We start from the raw sequence: 17457 nt of genomic DNA on the forward strand, positions 1-17457 counted from the left end.
TGTGCTGTGCCCGTACTCACGAGGTACGAGGGTACGGGGTCACACGCCCCGGTTTACGCCCGGGGGGACCACGCGTCGCACGGCCCGCGGGATCGGCCGGGGACGCCCGGCCGCGCGGCTGGGGCAGGCCCTACTCCCCGGCGGGCACGTGTTCGGCGGCCGCGCGCACGTCGATCTCGCGCCAGAAGCCCGCCCGGATCGCGTAGCGGTCGTGCTCGTCGATCTGGTCGTCCTTGTGGGCGAGGAGGCCGAAGCGGGCCGCGTACCGGAGCAGTTCGCCGTCGATGCGGTGCGGGATGCGCGGGTACATGGTGGACAGCTTCTGCAGGTGGACGGTTTCCGGGAGGCGTTCCATCCAGCGGCGGGCGAAGACCTGGCCCACCTCGAAGGGGTCGCCGCCCACGGTGGTGATGTCCTCCTCCCGGTCCGCCCAGCGCTGTTCGGCGCTGGTGAGCTGGGCGAGGGTCGGCAGGGACGCGGTCTCCGCCGGTTCCCCGAGGGGGCCGCCGCGCTCCACCCATCCCTTGTCGGAGGACCAGCGCAGGGTGGCGCTCGCGGGCTGGGCCGGCTGCTGGCGGTCCGGGTGGGTGGCATGGGCGCGCAGGGCGGCCAGGTCCTTCGGGGTGGGGACGCCCTTGTGGCCACCGGGGGCCGCGGGGACGGCTGCGGGGGGCTCCGGGCTCTCGGCGGGGGCGGCCGGGCCGTTGCGGGCGGCGGCCGCCTGGGCCTCGGAGGCACGCTCGGCGGAGGCGGCGAGGGCGGCCTCGGGCAGCGGTGCGGAGAGGATCGCGGCGATCTCGGGGCGCGGGGCGGGCTGCGGGGCGCAGGCGCCGCCGGTGTCCTTGGCGCGTACGGCCTTGGTGATCCAGGCCCGGTCGAGGACCCGGCGTTCGTCCGCCTCGGCGACCAGGTCCTCGGACTGGTTGTAGTCACCGTCGGCGGCCTGGACGGCCCACAGATGGACGGCGACGCCGTGTTCCTTGGCTGACATCAGACCGGGCAGCAGATCGCCGTCGCCGGTCACCAGGACAACATCGGAGCAGGCGCGGTTCCGGGCCAGTTCGGTGAGCTCCGCGTGCATGGCCGCGTCGACGCCCTTCTGCGCCCAGCGCCCGTCGCTGCGGGTCAGGGCGCCCAGCCGTACGGTCACCCGGGGCATGACGCGCAGCCTGCGGTGTTCGGGCTGGGGCACCCGGTCGGGGGCGCCGTCGAACCAGTAGATGCGCAGCAGGGGTTGCTGGGTATCGGCCTCGGCCCGTTCCCGCAGCCCCTGGATGAGGGCCGCGTGGTCGACGGTGATACGGGATCGGGCGGGCTCTCCGGCCAGCAGACTCGCGGCTGCGCCCAGCAAGTAGCCGGCGTCCACCAGGACGACGCAACGGTCCACGTTTTCCACCCTCTTCCAGAATTCGGGAACGGTTCAGCGGCCCGCCCCTCGATGACCGGGTCCGCTTACCCAGGGTTTCCTTCGAGTCTGCCCGACCGCGGAAGGGTTAACGGCCGGAACTGGATCATCGGCGTGGCGGATCGGGAAAGAGCTGGAAAAGGTCCGGGCGGATGACGGGGGAGCAAGGCCACCGCGAATACCACTACGCACGGTAATGATCCAACATGCGGCTTTTGCGGTGCCATGTGAGTCTGACAGCGGTCCTGGCCCCCCAGGATTCCCCACAGGAGGCATTCACCATGGCCAAGAACAAGAACCGCAAGCAGGGCAGCCAGCACGACCGCGCGTCCGCGTCGGAGCGTAGTGCGGAGCAGGCGAAGTCGACGGCGTACGAGTCGCAGACCCAGCCGCAGGCGCAGGCCCAGGGCAGTCCCGCCGACGTGGCACGCAAGCATCAGCGGCGCTTCGGCCACAACTGACGCGTCGGCCGCTCGCGGTAAAGACATGCGTTGAGGACAGCGAGAGGGGCGTCCCGCACCGGCGGGACGCCCCTCTCGTCGTACGCGGCCGCTCAGCCGGCCAGGCAGGAGGGCCCGAGCAGCACCTTCAGGTCACCGAAGAGCGCCGGGTCGGGCTTGACCCGGTGCCGGTCCAGGCGCAGCACTGTCGTCGTGCGCGGCCCCTGGAGCTTGATCCGCACCTCGGTGTCGCCCCGGTGGTGGCTGAGCACCTCGCCGAGCCGGGTGACCATCGGCGGGGTGATCTTCACGGTGGGGATGGTGAGGACGACCGGGGCATTGGTCCCGGCGTTGGAGATGTCGGGGACCTGCATCTCCATGGCGACCAGCCGGGGCACGTCCTCGCGCTTGTCCAGGCGTCCCTTGACGAAGACGACGGTGTCCTCGACGAGCTGGGTGGAGACCAGCTGGTAGGTGGCGGGGAAGAACATGCACTCGATGGAGCCCGCGAGGTCCTCCACGGTGGCGATGGCCCAGGCGTTGCCCTGCTTGGTCATCTTGCGCTGGAGGCCGGAGATGATGCCGCCGACGGTGACGACGGAGCCGTCCGAGTAGTCCCCCCCGGTGAGCTGGGAGATCGAGGCGTCGGCCTTGTCGGACAGCACGTGCTCCAGGCCGAAGAGCGGGTGGTCGGAGACGTACAGACCGAGCATCTCCCGCTCCTGGGCGAGCAGGTAGGCCTTCTCCCACTCGACGTCGGAGAACTCCACGTCGAGCCCGAAGCCCGGCTCGTCGCTCTCCTCCTCGCCCATGCCGCCGAAGAGGTCGAACTGGCCCTCGGCCTCCTTGCGCTTGACCTGGACCACGTTGTCGATCATCGGCTCGTGGTGGGCGACGAGGCCCTTGCGGGTGTGGCCCATCTCGTCGAAGGCGCCGGCCTTGATCAGCGATTCGACGGTGCGCTTGTTGCAGACGACCGCCTCGACCTTGTCGAGGAAGTCGGGGAAGGAGCTGTACTTCCCCTTCGCCTTGCGGGAGCGGATGATCGAGTCGACGACGTTCTGGCCGACGTTGCGGACGGCGGTCAGGCCGAACAGGATCACGTCGTCGCCCTGGGCGGCGAAGTTGGACAGCGACTCGTTGACGTTCGGCGGGAGCACCTTGATGCCCATGCGGCGGCACTCGTTGAGGTAGACCGCGGACTTGTCCTTGTCGTCCTTGACCGAGGTCAGCAGGGCCGCCATGTACTCGGCGGGGTAGTTCGCCTTGAGGTACGCGGTCCAGTAGGTGACGAGACCGTACGCCGAGGAGTGCGCCTTGTTGAACGCGTATCCGGCGAACGGCACCAGGACGTCCCACAGCGCCTTGATCGCCGCGTCGGAGAACCCCTTCTCCTTGGCGCCCTTCTCGAAGAGGACGAAGTTCTTCGCCAGCTCCTCGGGCTTCTTCTTGCCCATCACGCGGCGCAGGATGTCGGCCTCGCCGAGCGAGTACCCCGCGACGATCTGGGCGGCCTTCTGGACCTGCTCCTGGTAGACGATCAGGCCGTAGGTGAGGCCGAGGACCTCCTTGAGGGGCTCCTCCAGCTCCGGGTGGATCGGGGTGATCTCCTGGCGGCCGTTCTTGCGCTCCGCGTAGTTCGTGTGCGAGTTCATGCCCATCGGGCCCGGCCGGTAGAGGGCCGAGACGGCGGAGATGTCCTCGAAGTTGTCGGGCTGCATCTGGCGGAGCAGGGAGCGCATCGGGCCGCCGTCGAACTGGAAGACGCCGAGCGTGTCGCCCCGGCAGAGCAGTTCGTACGTCTTGGGGTCGTCCAGCGGCAGGTGGAGCATCTCCAGGTCGATGCCCTTGTTGGACTTCACCATCTTGATGGCGTCGTCCATGATCGTCAGGTTGCGCAGGCCGAGGAAGTCCATCTTCAGCAGGCCGAGCGACTCGCACTGCGGGTAGTCCCACTGCGTGATGGTGACGCCGTCGGTGTGTCGCGTCCAGAGCGGCGCGTGGTCGACGATCGGCTCGCTGGACATGATGACGCCGGCGGCGTGCACGCCCATCTGCCGGACCAGGCCCTCGACGCCCTTGGCGGTGTCGATGACCTTCTTGACGTCGGGCTCGCTCTCGTACATCCCCCGGATCTCGCCCGCCTCGCTGTAGCGCGGGTGCTTGGGATCGGTGATGCCGTTGAGGTCGATGCCCTTGCCGAGGACGTCGGCGGGCATGGCCTTGGTGAGCCGGTCGCCCATCGCGTACGGGTAGCCCAGCACACGGGCCGAGTCCTTGATGGCGTTCTTCGCCTTGATCTTGCCGTACGTGCCGATCATGGCGACCTTGTCGGCGCCGTACTTCTCGGTCACGTACCGGATCACCTCGACGCGCCGGCGCTCGTCGAAGTCGATGTCGACATCGGGCATCGAGACGCGCTCGGGGTTGAGGAACCGCTCGAAGATCAGCCCGTGCTCGATCGGGTCGAGGTCGGTGATGCCCATCGCGTACGCCACGATCGAACCGGCCGCCGAACCACGCCCGGGGCCGACCGCGATGCCGTTGTTCTTGGCCCACATGATGAAGTCGGCGACGACCAGGAAGTACCCCGGGAACCCCATCTGGATGATGATGTCCATCTCGTACTCGACCTGCTTCTGCCGGTCGTCGGGCACGCCGTTCGGGAAGCGGCGCTTCATCCCGTTCCGGACTTCCTCCTGGAACCAGGTGATCTCCGTGAAGCCGTCCGGGATCTCGAACTTCGGCATGAGGTTCTTCGCCTCGAACATGCCGGTGGTGTCGATCTGCTGGGCGACCAGGAGGGTGTTGGCGCACCCCTCCTGCCAGGCGTCGGAGGAGTCGATGGCGTACATCTCCTCCGTCGTCTTCAGGTAGTAGCCGGTGCCGTCGAAGCGGAAGCGGTCCGGGTCGGAGAGGTTCTTGCCGGTCTGGATGCACAGCAGCGCGTCGTGGGCGGTGGCCTCGTGCGCGTACGTGTAGTGGGAGTCGTTGGTGACCAGCGGCGGGATGTCGAGCTTCCGGCCGATCTCCAGGAGCCCGTCGCGGACCCGGCGCTCGATCTCGATGCCGTGGTCCATCAGCTCCAGGAAGTACTTGTCCGCCCCGAAGATGTCCTTGTAGTCGGAGGCCGCCTGGACCGCCTCGTCGAACTGGCCGAGCCGCAGCCGGGTCTGCACCTCGCCGGAGGGGCAGCCGGTGGACGCGATCAGGCCCTCGGACCACTGGGAGATGGTCTCCTTGTCCATCCGGGGCCACTTCTGGAGCCAGCCCTCGGCGTACGCGTCCGAGGAGAGCCGGAAGAGGTTGTGCAGCCCCGTCTTGTTGGACGCCCAGATCGTCTTGTGGGTGTAACCACCGGAACCGGACACGTCGTCGCGCTTCTGGTGCGGCTGCCCCCACTGCACCTTGCGCTTGTGCTTGCGCGACTCGGGGGCGACGTACGCCTCGATGCCGATGATCGGTGTGACGTCCGCCTTCTTCGCGGAGTGGAAGAAGTCGTACGCCCCGTGGAGGTTGCCGTGGTCGGTCATCGCGATGTGCGTCATGCCCATCTCGTTGGCCGCCTCGAACATGTCCTTGAGCCGCGCGGCACCGTCCAGCAGCGAGTACTGGGTGTGGACGTGCAGGTGCGTGAAGGGCGGCTTGGTCACGGCGTCGGGCCTCCGGGAAGTCGGGCGATGACGGACGGGGGGACAGCGTGGAAGTCTACGACGTGAAGGAGCCCGACAGCGGGCACTCCGGGCTTCCGCCGAGCGTTGGACAGGGCGGAACCGGTGTCCGTTTTGTCATGCACTCGGTCACGTGGGCCGTTGGCCCGCCAGGTACGCCAACGACAGCAGGAGGCAGCAAGAGATGTCGGAAACGCAGACCGGCGCAGCGCGGCGCGGGGAGCAGATTCTCGCCGTTTTCGACACCGCCTTCGGGGAGCTGCTGGCCGCCGACCCGGCCGCCTTCCGGGTCAAGTTCCGCAAGATGGCGGGCTCGGCCTTCGCCTTCTACCGGGGCACGGCCTGCCTGTTCTACGACGACCTGGAGCGGGAGCGGCACGGCGGCCCCTTCCTCGACGAACGCACCGGCCGGGTGTGGATCCACGGCGATCTGCACGCGGAGAATTTCGGCACCTACATGGACGCCAACGGCCGCCTCGTCTTCAACGTCAACGACTTCGACGAGGCGTATGTCGGCCCCTTCACCTGGGACCTGAAGCGCTTCGCCGCCTCCGTGGCCCTGATCGGCTACGCGAAGGCGCTGGCCGACGAGCAGATCAGCGAGCTGGTCCGGATCTTCGCCGGGGCCTACCGCCATCGCATCCACGCGCTGGCGACGGGCGCGAAGAACGACGAGGTGCCGCCCTTCACCCTGGACACGGCGGAAGGCCCGCTGCTGGGCGCGCTGCGCGCCGCCCGCTCGCTGACCCGCTTCTCGCTGCTGGACTCGATGACCGTGATCCGGGACTTCGAGCGCCGGTTCGCCGACGGCGGCGGGGCGATCGATCTGGACGCCGCGACGCGCTACAAGGTGCTGGCCGCCTTCGACGGCTATCTGGAGACGCTGCCGGAGTCGAGCCTGACCCGCCCCGATTCCTACCGGGTGAAGGACGTGGTGGGCCGCCGGGGCATCGGCATCGGATCGGCCGGGCTCCCCTCGTACAACATCCTGCTGGAGGGCAACAGCGACGCCCTGGAGAACGATGTGGTGATCTACCTCAAGCAGGCGCAGACCCCGGCGGTCGCCCGGCACATCACGGACGCCGCCGTGCGGGACTACTTCCAGCACGAGGGGCACCGCACGGTGATCTCGCAGCGCGCGCTCCAGGCGCACGCGGACCCCTGGCTGGGCTGGACCGAGCTGGACGGCATGGGCCAGCTGGTCGCCGAGGTCTCCCCGTACGCGGTCGATCTGGACTGGGCCGACATCGACGAGGTGGACGAGATCGCGGCGGTCGTCGCCGATCTGGGCCGGGCGACGGCGACCATGCACGCGGCGGCCGACGACGAGAGCGGTCACTCGCTGGTGCCGTTCTCCACGGAGCGGGCGATCGACGCGGCCATCGCGGCCGACGAGGAGGGCTTCGCGCCGCTGCTGGTCGACTTCGCCCACAGCTACGGCTCCCGGGCCCGCGCGGACCACCAGATCTTCGTGGACCTCTTCCGCAACGGCCGGATCCCGGGGCTGTAGTCCCGCACAACCGGACGGGCCACGGCTCTCAGCCTCTTTTAAGGCCCGCTTACCTCAGTACATGACACACTTTCCGGCGATGGACATCTCAGGGACGCAGCTCAGGGTGGCGCGCGCGGCGCTCTTCACCGCGCTCGTCGTCACCCTGTCCACCGCGTCCCATGTGCTGCTCTCCCGGGTCCCACTGCCGCTGACCGCGGTCGCGCTGCTCGCGGCGGTCGTGTTCGCCGTGGCGTACGCCCTGGCCGGCCGGGAGCGCGGCTTCTGGCCGATCGCGGGACTGCTGGTCCCGCTGGAGCTGGCGGCCGACACGCTCTTCACCACCGGCCAGCACCTCTGTTACGGGGCGGCCGGCGGCCCGGTCGCGGGGCCGCTGCGCGCGGTGGGCTTCGACGTCCTCTGCGGCGGCGGCGAGGTCGGTTCGGGCGGGGCCCGGATCGCGGGCGTCGGCGCGATGGGCACTCCGCTGGCCGACGTGGCCGGTGCGGGCGACCGTGCGGCGGCCCTGCTGGCACACCCCGGGCCCGCCGTGCCGTGGCTGCTGCTCGTCGCCCATGTGTCCGTGGGACTGCTCGCCGCGGCCTGGCTGCGGCGCGGTGAGGCCGCCCTGGCCGGGCTGCTGCGCGCGGCGGCCCTGACGACGTTCCGGCCGATGCTCGTCGCGGCCGCCGTGGTGCGGGCGAGCCTTCCCTCCCTGGGCCCCCGCCCGCGCCCCGCCGGGCGCCCGCGCCCGCGCCTGACCGCCCGCTTCCTCGTGCACTGTGTGGGACGCAGGGGCCCGCCGCCCGCGCTGTACGCCGCTGCCTGAGGCCGCGGCGACGCATGCGCGCAGCGCACCGCCCACTCCCCGCACGTACCACGCATTCACGGAGAACGATCATGAGCAAGCGCAACAGCCAGGCGAACAAGGCAGCGGCCCGCGAGCGGCTGCGTGCCGAGCGGGAGCGGCAGGCGAAGAAGGACCGGACCCGCAAGCAGCTCGTCGTCGCGGTCTCGGTCGTCGCCGCCCTGGCCGTGGTCGGCGGCATCAGCTACGGCGTGATGCAGCTGAACAAGCCCGACGCCTGGGAGGCCGCCGCCGACGCGAAGAACGTGACGGCGCCCAAGAACACCTCCGGCGACGACGGCACCACCGTGGTGATCGGCGAGCCGAGCGCCAAGAAGACCCTGGAGCTGTACGAGGACTCGCGCTGTCCGGTCTGCGCCACCTTCGAGCAGGGCATCGGCGAGACCCTCGCGAAGGACGTCGAGGCCGGCAAGTACAAGGTCAAGTACGTCGGCGCGACCTTCATCGACAACACCGACAACGGCGAGGGCTCCAAGAACGCCCTGAGCGCGCTCGGCGCGGCGCTGAACGTGAGCCCCGAGGCGTTCCTGGACTTCAAGGCCGCGCTGTACTCGGAGGAGTTCCACCCGCAGGAGAGCGAGGACAAGTTCGCCAAGGACAGCTACCTGATCGAGATCGCGGACTCGGTCGACGCCCTGAAGGGCAACAAGGCCTTCCAGAAGGACGTCGAGGACGGCACGTACGACGCCTGGGCGATGAAGATGTCCAAGGCGTTCAACGACAGCGATGTGAAGGGCACGCCGACGCTGAAGATGGACGGCAAGACGGTCACCAGCGAGGGCAGCAGCAACGCCCCGATGACGGCGGCCGAGTTCACGGCGGCTGTCGACAAGGCGCTCAAGGGGTAGCAGCCGGGGCGCCTGCCCCTCCTCCCCGCCGACCGGCGGGCCGCCTTCCGGCGACGGTTTCCCGACGGGCGGGCGAACTTACGCTGTTCGCCCGCCCGCTCGCCGTACGCGCCCGTAGGGTGATCGGCCGTGACCAGTCGACACCCTTCCTCGCCGCGCCGCCGCACGGTCGTACGGGCCGCCGCCGCGAGCGCCGCCGCCGCCCCCGTACTCGCCACGGCCACCACCACCTCCGCCGCCCCCGCCCACCCGGCCGGGCCGCCCGCCTTCCTCCACGGTGTCGCCTCCGGCGACCCGCTGCCCGACGGTGTCCTGCTGTGGACGCGCGTCACCCCCGAACCCGGCGCGGAGCCCGGCTCGGGCCGCGGTGCGGCCACCCCCGTGCACTGGGAGGTCGCTGAGGACCGGGAGTTCGCGCGAATATCCGCGAGCGGCACCGCCGTCGCCTCGGCCTCCTCCGACCACACCGTGAAGGCCGACGTACGGGGGCTGCGCCCGGCCACGGCGTACTACTTCCGCTTCACCGCGGGCGACGCGACGACCGGTGTGGTCTCCCCCGTCGGCCGCACCCGCACCGCCCCCGCGGCCGACGCCGCCGCCCCCGGCATCCGCTTCGGCGTGGTGTCGTGCGCCAACTGGGAGGCCGGCTGGTTCTCCGCGTACCGCCATCTCGCCGCCCGTCCGGATCTGGACGCTGTCCTGCACCTGGGCGACTACCTCTACGAGTACGGCACCGGCCAGTACCCCACGCAGGGCACGGCGCTGCGCGAGCACCTGCCCGCCCACGAGATCCTGAGCCTCACCGACTACCGCACCCGGCACGGGAACTACAAGACCGACGCCGACCTCCAGGCCCTGCACGCGGCGCACACGGTGATCGCGATCTGGGACGACCACGAGTTCGCCAACAACGCCTGGTCGGGCGGGGCGCAGAACCACACCCCGGACACGGAGGGGGCGTGGGAGCAGCGGGTGGCCGCGGCCAAACGGGCGTACTTCGAGTGGATGCCGGTCCGCGCCTCCACCGAGGGCACTGTCTACCGGCGGCTCCGCTTCGGGCGGCTCGCCGATCTCCATCTGCTGGATCTGCGCAGCTTCCGCTCCCAGCAGGCGTCCATCGGCAGCGGGCGGGTGGACGACCCGGAGCGCACGGTCACCGGCCGAGCCCAGCTGGACTGGCTGAAAGCGGGCCTCGCCGCCTCGGGTGCGGCCTGGCAGCTGGTCGGTACGTCGGTGATGATCTCCCCGGTCGCCTTCGGCGCGCTCCCCGCCCATCTGCTGGAGCCGCTGGCGGGGCTGCTGGGGCTGCCGAAGGAGGGCCTCGCGGTCAACGTCGACCAGTGGGACGGCTACACCGACGACCGCAGGGAGCTGATCGCGCATCTGCGGGACCGGTCCATCGCGGACACGGTGTTCCTGACCGGCGACGTCCATATGGCCTGGGCCAACGACGTACCCACGAGGGCGGCCACCTATCCGCTGTCGCCGTCGGCCGCCACGGAGTTCGTGGTCACGTCGGTGACCTCGGACAACCTCGACGACATCCTGCGGGTCGCCCCGCAGACCGTGTCGCTGGTCGCAGCCGCGGCCGTACGGGCGGCCAACCGCCATGTGAAGTGGGTCGACATGGACGCGCACGGCTACGGGGTGCTGGACGTGACCGCGGAGCGGGCGCAGATGGACTACTACGTGCTCTCCGACAGGACGGCCAAGGACGCCACCTCCGCCTGGGCCCGCTCCTACCGCACCCGTCGGGGTACCCAGCGCGTCGAGCGGGCCGACCGCCCGGTGCGCTGAGCGCCGCGCACCGGGCTACAGCGTGGCGAGGAAGCCGAGCGCGACCTTCCAGGTCTGCTCGGCGGCCGCCTGGTCGTAGTCGTGCAGATCGGGGTCGGTGAACAGGTGCCCGGCCCCGGGGTAGCGGTAGACCTCCACGTCCGCACCGGTCCGCTGCATCTGGAGGTACCAGCTGTTCAGCCAGTCGTGGGACTCGAAGGGGTCCGGGTCCGCGACGTGCAGCTGGACGGGGAGGTCGTCCACCGAGGCGTTCTCGGCGATGTCCGAGGTGCCGTGGAACAGCAGCAGCCCGCGCGCCTTCGCGTCGCCGAGGGCCAGGGTCTGCGCGGTCGCCGCCCCCAGGGAGAAGCCCGCGTAGACGAGCCCCTGGTCGGAGTAGGGTGCGGCGGCCAGCACGGCGCGCTTCAGCAGCTCCTCCTTGCCGACCTCGTCCTTGTAGGCCATGCCCTCTTCCACCGTGTCAAAGGTGTGCCCCTCGAACAGATCGGGCACGCGCACCTCGTGGCCGGCGTCCCGGAGACGCGCGGCAGCCGCGTGCACGGCGGGCCTGAGCCCGTACGTCGAGTGGAAAAGCATGATGTTCATGAGGCCTATGGTGCCATTGGTGCCCTGAGGGCTGCCCTAACAGCTTGGAGAACGAAAGCAATGGAGAGCGTGCTGCGCCCGCTGATCGTCATCGGCGGTTCCGTGGTGATCACCCTGCTGGTCGGCTGGCTGGTCGACCGGCTGCTGCGGCGGGCCGACAGCCGTCACCACGAGACCCCGCTGTGGGGGCTGCTGCGGCGCTGCCGGCCTCCGTTGCAGGTGGTGATCATCACGGCGCTGCTGAGCGCCAGTTACCGCCAGTCGGGCATCGCCTGGGTGCGGGAGCACCGGGCCGGGATAGGCCAGGTCCTGACCCTGGTGCTGATCGGCGCGTCCGCCTGGCTGGTGGTGCGGATCGCGGCGACGATCGTGGAGGCCAGTTACAGCAGGTACGCGGCGGCCACCCGTGATCCGGCCCGGGTCCGCCGGGTCCGCACGCAGGTGACGCTGATCCAGCGGGTGGTCATCGCCGTGGTGACGGTGGTCGCCATCGCGGCGATGCTGCTGACGTTCCCCCCGATGCGGGCGGTCGGCACGTCGATGCTGGCCTCGGCCGGTCTGCTCGGCATCGTCGCGGGCGTCGCCGCCCAGTCGACGCTCGGCAATCTCTTCGCCGGGCTCCAGATCGCGTTCGGCGACATGGTGCGGATCGGCGACACCGTGGTGGTGGACGGCGAGTGGGGCACGATCGACGAGATCACCCTGACGTTCCTGTCGGTACGTACCTGGGACGAGCGGCGGATCACGATGCCGGTCTCGTACTTCACCAGCAAGCCTTTCGAGAACTGGTCGCGCGGTGGGGCGCAGATGACCGGCACGGTCTACTTCCAGCTCGATCACTCCGCTCCGGTGGCCGCGATGCGGGAGAAGCTGCGTGACGTCCTCGGCGACATCGGTGCCTGGGACGGCCGGGACTGGTCGCTGGCCGTCACCGACACCACGCCCACCACCATCGAGGTGCGCGCGGTGGTCACGGCGAAGGACGCGAACGACATCTGGACGGTGCGCTGCGCGGTGCGCGAGCAGCTGATCGGCTGGCTGCGCGACCACCATCCGTACGCGCTGCCGCGGATCGCCACCGCGCCCGCCGTGCTGCCGCCGGGCGAGCAGTGGGCCGATCCGGCGGACGGGCCCGGCCGCAACGGGAGCGCCCCGCCCGCCGGCAAGGCCCCCCGGACCGGCCGCGGCTGACCCCGTACCCGAAGGCCCGGGCGCGCAGCCGCTCAGCGCAGCGAGCGGAAGTCCAGATACCGCAGCACCCGGTCCACGACCTCCGGGTCGGCCCCGGCCTCGCTGCGCGCGGCGAGCACCTCGTGGCGGGCGGCCGACATCATCTCGCGCTGCACCCGGCTCACCGCCCTGAAGCGGTCGGCGCGCCGCGCGTACGCCTCGCGCCGCTCCTCGTCGACCATGTCCGGGCTGATCCGGGCCCCGATGTCGTACGCGGCGCGCTGGAGGCGCTCCACGACCTCCTCGGGGAACTCCTCCACCTCCTGGATCTCCTTGAGGCGGTACTTGGCGGCCTTGGCGGCCCGGATGGCGAGGTCCCGTTCCAGGGCCTCTTCGGCGGCGGTGTCGGCCCGGACCTTCAGCTTGCGGACCAGCCAGGGCAGGGTGAGCCCCTGGAAGACCAGGGTGACCATGATCACGGCGAACGCGATGAAGATGATCTCGTCGCGCCCGGGGAACGGGCGCCCGTCGTCCGTCTCCAGCGGGATCGCCAGCGCCAGGGCGACCGACGCCACCCCGCGCATCCCGGCCCACCACATCACGACGGTCTCCCGCCAGCTGGTGGGAATCTCCTCGCTGACGTCCCGCCGGGTGTGCAGCCGCTTGGCGAGCCAGGTCGCGGGCAGCAGCCACAGCAGGCGTACGCCGACGACGACCGCGACGACCGCGAGCCCCCAGCCGACCATCTCCAGGGCCCGCCCGTCGGCGGTGCCGAACACGCTGTGCAGCTCCAGGCCGATGAGCCCGAAGGCCACGCCGGTGACCAACGTGTCGACGATGTCCCAGAAGGTGCGACCGGTGAGCCGGCCGAGCACGTCGTCGGCGTCGGCGGTGTGCTCGGCGAGGAAGAGCGCGACGGTCAGAACGGCCAGCACACCGGAGCCCATCAGCTCCTCCGCCAGGACGTAGGCGACGAAGGGCACCAGCAGGGTCAGGCCGACCTGGAGGGTGGCGTCGCCCAGCAGGTTCATCAGCCTGATGGTGAGCCAGCCGAGCGCGAGGCCGACGACGACCGCGACGACGGCGGAGAGGATCAGCAGCCCGAAGGCCTCGGGGAGCGAGAAGGTTCCGCTGACGGCGGCGGCGATGGCCACGTGGTAGAGCACGATGGCGGTGACGTCGTTGAAGAGCCCCTCGCCCTCCAGGATGGAGACGAGCCGGCGCGGCAGCCCCACGGAACCCGCCACGGCGGTCGCCGCCACCGGGTCCGGCGGGGCGACGAGGGCGCCGAGCACGACGGCCGCGGCGATGGGCAGCCCCGGCACGATCGAGTTGGCGACCGCGGCGACGGCGGCGGTGGTGACGAAGACCAGGGCGACGGCCAGCAGGAAGATCGGGCGTTTGTTGGCGGCGAACTGCCGCCAGGAGGTGCGCTGCACGGTGGCGTAGAGCAGCGGCGGGAGCAGCGCGGGAAGGATGATCTCCGGCGGGATGTCGACACTCGGAACGAACGGCGTGAACGCCATCGCGATGCCCGCCAGGGTCATCAGCACCGGTGCCGGGAGGCCCAGCCGTGCGCCGAGCGGCACCGTGACCACAGCTCCGAGCAACAGCAGGAGCAGCAGTGTCAGTTGATCCACGGTGTGCCTTCCGGAGCGCAAGGGTCCGGGCCGTCGCCCACGGCCGGACAAGGCTTCCACCCTGCCACGCGCGGTGTGCGATTCGGTCGATACCCTCCGCTTCGAGCCCTTTCGGGGCACTCAGGCCGGGCGGATGTCCCGTCGCATGGCGCGGTGCGGGATGCCCGCGTCGGGGAACTCGGGGCCGTACGCGACGTATCCGAGCCGCTCGTAGAAGCCGAGGGCGTGGGTCTGGGCGTGCAGGTCGACGGCGGCCAGGCCGAGCCGGCCCGCCTCGTCCTCCAGGGCGCGTACGAGGGCCGCGCCGACCCCGAGGCCGCGGGCCCCCCGGGTCACCGCGAGCCGGCCCAGCGAGCCGACGGTGAGGTCGCCACCGGTCCTGCCCGACGCGGCCTCCCCGTGGAGCAGCCGTCCCGTACCCAGCGCCGTGCCGTCCGGCGCGACGGCGAGCACATGCACGGCGGTCGCGTCGTGGGCGTCGTACTCGATCTCCTCGGGCACGTTCTGCTCACCGACGAAGACGTCCTTGCGCACCTGGAAACAAGCCGCGAGGTCGCTCTCCTCGACGGCCCTGCGGGTGCTGTACGCGGATGGCGCCGAGGTCACTGGCTCTCCGCGGAGATGGTGTCGAGGGCCTTTTGCAGGTCGGCCGGATAGCTGCTGGAGAACTCCACCCAGCTGCCGTCGGCCGGATGCTCGAAGCCCAGGCGCACCGCGTGCAGCCACTGCCGGGTCAGCCCGAGCCGCTTGGCGAGGGTCGGGTCGGCGCCGTACGTCAGGTCGCCGACGCAGGGGTGGCGGTGGGCGGACATGTGGACCCGGATCTGGTGCGTGCGGCCGGTCTCCAGCTTGATGTCCAGGAGGCTGGCGGCACGGTAGGCCTCGATGAGGTCGTAGTGGGTCACCGACGGCTTGCCCTCGGCGGTGACCGCCCACTTGTAGTCGTGGTTGGGGTGGCGCCCGATGGGGGCGTCGATGGTGCCGCTCATCGGGTCCGGGTGGCCCTGGACGAGCGCGTGGTACTTCTTCTCGACGACCCGGTCGCGGAACTGGGCCTTGAGCAGGGTGTAGGCGCGCTCGGACTTGGCGACGACCATCAGGCCGGAGGTGCCGACGTCGAGGCGGTGCACGATGCCCTGGCGCTCGGCGGCGCCGGAGGTCGAGATCCGGTACCCGGCGGCGGCGAGTCCGCCGATGACGGTGGTGCCGGTCCAGCCGGGGCTGGGGTGGGCGGCGACGCCGACGGGCTTCACGATGACCACGATGTCGTCGTCGTCGTGGACGATCTCCATGCCCTCGACGGGCTCGGCGACGATCTGGACGGGAGGGGCCGCCTGCGGCATCTCCACTTCCAGCCAGGCGCCGCCGTGGACCCGCTCGGACTTTCCGGCCACCGAACCGTCCACCTGAACCTTCCCGGCTGCGGCCAGCTCGGCGGCCTTGGTGCGGGAGAAACCGAACATCCGGGAGATGGCGGCGTCGACGCGCTCGCCCTCCAGGCCGTCCGGTACGGGCAGGGTGCGGATCTCGGGGTGCGTACTCACCTGTCGAGTATGCCTTGCGCCCGCGGGTCTCCGCGCCGGGCGGTCGGTCCGCCCGGAACCGTCAGTCCTTGTGGACGGTCCCGTCGGGGTCCAGGCCCTTGAAGGAGAGGATCACGATGAGGATGCCGCCGCACACGATCGCGGAGTCGGCGAGGTTGAAGACCGCGAAGTGCTTGGGGGCGATGAAGTCCACCACCGCGCCCTCGAACACGCCGGGCGCCCGGAAGAGCCGGTCGGTGAGGTTGCCGAGCGCACCGCCCAGGAGCAGTCCCAGGGCGATGGCCCACGGCAGGCTGTAGAGCTTGCGGGCGAGCCGGACGATGACCACGATCACCCCGGCGGCGATGATGGTGAAGATCACCGTGAACGCCTCGCCGAACCCGAAGGCGGCGCCCGGGTTGCGGAGCGCGCGGAACTGGAGCCAGTCGCCGATGATGTCGATCGGCGGCTGGTGCTCCAGCTTGGCGACCACGATCGTCTTACTGATCAGGTCGAGCAGGTAGGCGACGACGGAGACGCCGATGAGCACGAGGATCCTGCGCTTGCCCGTGCCCGCGTTCACGGCGGCGTCGGCGGCCGTGCTGCCGCCCTCGTCCGTCCCCTCGGCCTCGGGATTGTCCGGCGTACCGATGATGCGCTCCGCCTCTGCCACGTGAGTCCCTCAACCTAGATGCCTGACTGAGGATGAGGGTACGACACACCTGTGCGGATCAGCCGCGCCGCTCCTGCTTCTGTTTGTCCTCGACGCACAGGGTGGCCCGGGGGAACGCCTGCATCCGGGCCTTCCCGATCGGTTTGCCGCAGACCTCGCAGAGCCCGTAGGTCCCCGCCTCCAGCCGGGCGAGCGCCCGCTCGGTCTGCTCCAGCATCTCCTGGGCGTTGGCGGCGAGCGACAGCTCGTGCTCGCGGGTGATGTTCTTGGTGCCGGTGTCGGCCTCGTCGTCGCCCGCACCGTCGCCGGAGTCCCGCATCAGCCCGGCGAGCGCCGCGCCCGAGGCCTCCAGCTCGCTGCGCAGCCGCAGGGTCTCGCTGGTCAGCAGCGTCCGTGCCTCGTCGACCTCCGCGGGCGTCCAGGGGTCCTCCCCGGGCCGTACGGCCAGCTCTCCGGGGGCGGCCGCGCGGGCCGGCGGCACCGGGGCCGTCGCCTGTGCGCCTGCTGCGGGGCGACTAGCGCTCTTCTTGGCTACCACCGTGTGGGCTCCCGTCTGCTCGGCGGCCTCGGCCGCCCCCGTGGCCGTCGTCGCGGCCTTCTTCGCGGCCTTCTTGGCCCCGGTCTTCTTGGCGGCGCTCTTCTTGGGGACGGCTTTCCCGTCGGCGGTCTTCTTCGCGGCCGCCTTCTTGGCCACTGCCTTCCGGGGGGCCGTTGGGGGGGCCGTCTTCTTCGCTGCCTTCTTGGTAGTCGTCTTCTTGGCGGCGCTCTTCTTCGCCGTCTCCTTCGCGGGCTCGGCCGGTGGCTCGTGGGCGCCGTCGTGCTCGGCCGCGGTCTCTTCCGCCGTCTTCTTCGCCACCATGGCCGCGGCCCCTTCACATATTGTGATCTTGCTCGCGAATCGTGCTGGGACGATAAATCGACCCCAGCGCCGCGGCAACGGGGCACGCCGCCGTTCCGCCTCTCCCGGGACCCGGTCGTGGCGCGCCTGCATCCGTTGTTCCCAGCTCCCCGCCGGGTAATCCGCCCCGCGCGGCCCGCCGGGAAGTCCCTACGCCCCGTCCGCCCACTCGGGTCACGCCCGCGCGCCCCCGATAACCGGTCGGCCGTCGGCCGTACGGGCCCGTACACTGGGCCCAGCGAGAGGCATGGATGGGACGAGTAGCGCCGTACGCAGCCAGCAGCGACCCGGGGACGGTGGGAGCCCGGGGGCGAGCGCGACGTGAAGATCACCCCGGAGCCGCCGGAAGAACGCCTTGGGGCCACTAGACCCGGCATCGCGACCCCAATGAGGGGGCCACGGGCGCACGCCCGCGGCCAAGGAGGGTGGTACCGCGGGAGCCGAGGCGCT

At 70.8% G+C, this 17457-nt stretch carries 14 protein-coding genes; 6 read left to right on the forward strand and 8 right to left on the reverse strand.

The window, feature by feature from the left end:
* Nucleotides 1-130: 130 nt before the first annotated feature.
* Nucleotides 131-1396: an NYN domain-containing protein gene (locus CIB93_RS28755; RefSeq protein WP_179500281.1), complete on the reverse strand. Its 1266-nt coding sequence runs from the start codon at nucleotides 1394-1396 to the stop codon at nucleotides 131-133.
* A gap of 290 nt (nucleotides 1397-1686) precedes the next feature.
* Between CIB93_RS28755 and CIB93_RS28760 the strand changes: the two genes are divergently transcribed.
* Nucleotides 1687-1866 (forward strand): hypothetical protein, encoded by a 180-nt coding sequence (locus CIB93_RS28760; protein ID WP_096631082.1) that lies wholly within the window; start codon nucleotides 1687-1689, stop codon nucleotides 1864-1866.
* Nucleotides 1867-1958: 92 nt separating this feature from the next.
* Here CIB93_RS28760 and dnaE read toward each other — a convergent pair whose 3' ends face one another.
* Nucleotides 1959-5498 carry a DNA polymerase III subunit alpha gene (dnaE, locus tag CIB93_RS28765; protein ID WP_096631084.1) on the reverse strand — a complete coding sequence of 1180 codons (3540 nt, stop codon included), beginning with the start codon at nucleotides 5496-5498 and terminating at the stop codon, nucleotides 1959-1961.
* Between the two features lie 202 nt (nucleotides 5499-5700).
* Between dnaE and CIB93_RS28770 the strand changes: the two genes are divergently transcribed.
* The 4 genes from CIB93_RS28770 to CIB93_RS28785 all read left to right on the forward strand — a co-directional run bounded on the left by CIB93_RS28770 (nucleotide 5701) and on the right by CIB93_RS28785 (nucleotide 10518).
* The gene (locus CIB93_RS28770) at nucleotides 5701-7026 is read left to right on the forward strand and encodes a DUF2252 domain-containing protein (protein ID WP_096631085.1); all 1326 of its coding nucleotides are present in this window, start codon (nucleotides 5701-5703) and stop codon (nucleotides 7024-7026) included.
* 79 nt (nucleotides 7027-7105) lie between these two features.
* Nucleotides 7106-7834 (forward strand): hypothetical protein, encoded by a 729-nt coding sequence (locus CIB93_RS28775; RefSeq protein WP_096631087.1) that lies wholly within the window; start codon nucleotides 7106-7108, stop codon nucleotides 7832-7834.
* A 71-nt stretch (nucleotides 7835-7905) separates the two neighbouring features.
* A complete protein-coding gene (locus CIB93_RS28780; protein ID WP_096631089.1) occupies nucleotides 7906-8721 on the forward strand; it encodes a DsbA family protein in 816 nt (271 codons plus the stop codon).
* A 129-nt stretch (nucleotides 8722-8850) separates the two neighbouring features.
* On the forward strand, nucleotides 8851-10518 hold the full coding sequence (locus tag CIB93_RS28785; RefSeq protein ID WP_096631090.1) for an alkaline phosphatase: 1668 nt from the start codon (nucleotides 8851-8853) through the stop codon (nucleotides 10516-10518).
* 15 nt (nucleotides 10519-10533) lie between these two features.
* Here the strand turns inward: CIB93_RS28785 and CIB93_RS28790 are convergent, their stop codons facing one another.
* Complete coding sequence (locus CIB93_RS28790) at nucleotides 10534-11112, reverse strand: dienelactone hydrolase family protein (RefSeq protein ID WP_179500282.1); 579 nt, start codon at nucleotides 11110-11112, stop codon at nucleotides 10534-10536.
* A 51-nt stretch (nucleotides 11113-11163) separates the two neighbouring features.
* Between CIB93_RS28790 and CIB93_RS28795 the strand changes: the two genes are divergently transcribed.
* On the forward strand, nucleotides 11164-12294 hold the full coding sequence (locus CIB93_RS28795) for a mechanosensitive ion channel family protein (RefSeq protein WP_096631094.1): 1131 nt from the start codon (nucleotides 11164-11166) through the stop codon (nucleotides 12292-12294).
* Nucleotides 12295-12326: 32 nt separating this feature from the next.
* Here CIB93_RS28795 and CIB93_RS28800 read toward each other — a convergent pair whose 3' ends face one another.
* The 5 genes from CIB93_RS28800 to CIB93_RS28820 form a co-directional block, all read right to left on the reverse strand.
* Entirely contained in the window at nucleotides 12327-13913 is a 1587-nt protein-coding gene (locus CIB93_RS28800; RefSeq protein ID WP_096631096.1) for a Na+/H+ antiporter, read from the reverse strand.
* 120 nt (nucleotides 13914-14033) lie between these two features.
* Nucleotides 14034-14519, reverse strand: coding sequence for a GNAT family N-acetyltransferase (locus tag CIB93_RS28805; RefSeq protein ID WP_096631097.1), 486 nt, complete (start codon nucleotides 14517-14519; stop codon nucleotides 14034-14036).
* On the reverse strand, nucleotides 14516-15457 hold the full coding sequence (locus tag CIB93_RS28810) for an RluA family pseudouridine synthase (RefSeq protein ID WP_096631099.1): 942 nt from the start codon (nucleotides 15455-15457) through the stop codon (nucleotides 14516-14518). The genes CIB93_RS28805 and CIB93_RS28810 overlap by 4 nt, the downstream gene beginning before the upstream one ends.
* Before the next feature lie 61 nt (nucleotides 15458-15518).
* Nucleotides 15519-16109 (reverse strand): signal peptidase II, encoded by a 591-nt coding sequence (gene lspA / locus CIB93_RS28815; protein WP_096631101.1) that lies wholly within the window; start codon nucleotides 16107-16109, stop codon nucleotides 15519-15521.
* Between the two features lie 58 nt (nucleotides 16110-16167).
* Nucleotides 16168-16968, reverse strand: a complete 801-nt coding sequence (locus CIB93_RS28820; protein WP_096631102.1) for a TraR/DksA C4-type zinc finger protein — start codon at nucleotides 16966-16968, stop codon at nucleotides 16168-16170.
* Nucleotides 16969-17457: the final 489 nt, after the last annotated feature.

The sequence above is a fragment of the Streptomyces sp. WZ.A104 genome (assembly GCF_002382885.1).
Taxonomy (GTDB): Bacteria; Actinomycetota; Actinomycetes; order Streptomycetales; family Streptomycetaceae; genus Streptomyces.

Coding starts and splice junctions, on each gene's coding strand:
- CIB93_RS28760 (WP_096631082.1), top strand. CDS start 1,687: ATGGCCAAGAACAAGAACCGCAAGCAGGGCAGCCAGCACGACCGCGCG.
- CIB93_RS28770 (WP_096631085.1), top strand. CDS start 5,701: ATGTCGGAAACGCAGACCGGCGCAGCGCGGCGCGGGGAGCAGATTCTC.
- CIB93_RS28775 (WP_096631087.1), top strand. CDS start 7,106: ATGGACATCTCAGGGACGCAGCTCAGGGTGGCGCGCGCGGCGCTCTTC.
- CIB93_RS28780 (WP_096631089.1), top strand. CDS start 7,906: ATGAGCAAGCGCAACAGCCAGGCGAACAAGGCAGCGGCCCGCGAGCGG.
- CIB93_RS28795 (WP_096631094.1), top strand. CDS start 11,164: ATGGAGAGCGTGCTGCGCCCGCTGATCGTCATCGGCGGTTCCGTGGTG.
- CIB93_RS28820 (WP_096631102.1), bottom strand. CDS start 16,968: ATGGTGGCGAAGAAGACGGCGGAAGAGACCGCGGCCGAGCACGACGGC.